Origin of the sequence: Neisseria sp. S1 (assembly GCF_048060015.1) — a bacterium.
Taxonomy (GTDB): Bacteria; Pseudomonadota; Gammaproteobacteria; order Burkholderiales; family Neisseriaceae; genus Neisseria; species Neisseria arctica.
Genome location: NZ_JBLUPI010000032.1, coordinates 1 through 1,917, shown reverse-complemented (window position 1 = coordinate 1,917; position 1,917 = coordinate 1). Strand labels below are relative to the sequence as shown.

The 1,917-nt window shown below is 45.7% G+C and carries 3 protein-coding genes and 1 pseudogene; all 4 read left to right on the top strand.

Annotated elements, in window-relative coordinates; genetic code table 11:
• A partial coding sequence (locus ACEPPX_RS11665; RefSeq protein ID WP_416624175.1) for a tyrosine-type recombinase/integrase occupies positions 1-572 on the top strand: 572 nt, incomplete at its 5' end.
• A gap of 147 nt (positions 573-719) precedes the next feature.
• Positions 720-986 (top strand): DUF4258 domain-containing protein, encoded by a 267-nt coding sequence (locus ACEPPX_RS11660; protein ID WP_416624174.1) that lies wholly within the window; start codon positions 720-722, stop codon positions 984-986.
• A gap of 5 nt (positions 987-991) precedes the next feature.
• Positions 992-1,435, top strand: coding sequence for a helix-turn-helix domain-containing protein (locus tag ACEPPX_RS11655; protein WP_416624173.1), 444 nt, complete (start codon positions 992-994; stop codon positions 1,433-1,435).
• A 184-nt stretch (positions 1,436-1,619) separates the two neighbouring features.
• Positions 1,620-1,917 (top strand): annotated as a pseudogene (locus ACEPPX_RS11650) (ATP-binding protein); the annotation flags it as partial.

The window sequence follows — 1,917 nt, the reverse complement described above, 5'->3', positions numbered from 1 at the left end:
TTTACCGCCGCTTGCTTGTGGCCGATGTGAACCAGCAGAACAGAATCGGCGTGATGTTGATTATGCTGGTGTTTTTGCGTAATACCGAATTGCGGGGCGGTATGTGGGCAGAAATCGACTTCAAGGCCAAGCTATGGCGCGTTCCGGCCGAAAGAATGAAGCGGCCAAGACCGCATGAAGTTCCATTGTCGGATTGGACAATTGAGCTGTTGCAAGAGCTTTACGACCTGACGGGGGAAACACCGTATCTATTCCCGAGCCACAAGAACACCAGCGGCTATATCAGTGAAAATACCTTAGGCAAAATCATCAATAACATGGGCTATAAAGGCATTGCCACACCCCACGGCTTCCGCAGCCTCGCCAGTAGCGTACTGAATGAACAAGGCTTTAATCCTGATGCTATCGAATTACAGCTTGCCCACGTTGAAGAAAACAAGATAAGAGCCGCCTATAACCGAGCTGACTATATGGAAGAACGCCGGGCAATGATGCAGTGGTATAGCGATTATCTGAAAGAGCGGTATAACAGAGCAGTGGATAGCCTGAAAGCTGTTGCCAGCGGGTTATAGGTTGCCTGAAAGTAACAAACACTAGTTCCGTTGCTGTTTTTTGTTGCTGAACGTAAACCCTATTGCACACCAGTGGGCTTTAATCTATCATTTTGATATATAAGTAAGGGAAACATGGATAAGCAAGAGATAATCAGGCTAATCAGGATGGCGGCCACAGACGGCAAAGTTTTTTATACCGCCCATGCAGAGCAGCGCATGTTGGAGCGTAGTATATCCCGCATTATGGTTCACCAATGCCTATTAGCTGGCATATCGGAAGCACATAGACACCTTGTACACAATACCGACTATCACACCTATGAATGCCGTCTAAGCCACTATATGGCAGGTGTAAATTATGATGTGGTAGCTGCAATCAATCCCGCCGATCCTACCGCCATTGTTGTAACCGTTATTAACACAGAGGAATAGCTATCATGTATCAATACAAATTATCAGGGCTTGATAATGTATGGCTGGTAAACGGCTACACCATCGAGCAGACACCATACGGCGAGGCAGTGCATATTGACCACGCAAATGAGCTAGATACAGTCATTGCGCTTGAATTGGTAAAACAACAAGATGCACTTACAGCAGCAGAGTTTCGTTTTATCCGCCAACAGCTAGGCATGAGCCAAAGCGATGTGGGTGCATTCATGGGGGTGGATAATCAAACGGTAGCGCGCTGGGAGAAAAAAGAAACCCTGTTGCCGCCCTATGCTGACAGATTGATGCGTGTATTGTTTACAGGGCATCAAGTCAAAGACACCAGTATTTATAGCTTGGTACAAACATTCAACGCTATTGATAAAGCCAAAAACAGCCGTATCGTGTTAACCAAATCAGAAACATGGCAGGGAGAATTACAGCCCTGTTAAGGCTACCTGAAACCTACAAACACCAGCCGCCCCGCTGGTGTTTTTTATTGCCTATTGTGGCCGATGCACCCCGTAATCGAAGCCAACACCCTAAAAGCCGCCTTAGATAAAGTCATACATCATTTGTATAATTATTTATTGAATGTATAATAATATCCAACAAAGACCAAAACGGCTAAATATCATGCAAACACAAGACGCTTTATATTACCGCCGAGCCGATTATGCAGAGAGACTGCTAACCAGCCTAAACGGCATCACACATGCGTTTACACTCTTTGCCCCGCGCCGTATGGGTAAAACACAATTTCTATTAAAAGACATTGCCCCTACTGCCGAACGTATGGGCTTCAATGTGTTTTACTTTTCATTTATGGACGATACAGGCGCAAACGTTGCCGCCGATTTTCAAACAGCCTTATATCACTTCGCCCAAAGCATACGGACAGGCAGCGGCATCAAATCATTTTTAGGCAGTCTGA

What these genes read in the sequence shown, in the direction of transcription:
- ACEPPX_RS11660 (WP_416624174.1), top strand. Translation starts at nt 720, where the DNA reads ATGGCGGCCACAGACGGCAAAGTTTTTTATACCGCCCATGCAGAGCAG.
- ACEPPX_RS11655 (WP_416624173.1), top strand. Translation starts at nt 992, where the DNA reads ATGTATCAATACAAATTATCAGGGCTTGATAATGTATGGCTGGTAAAC.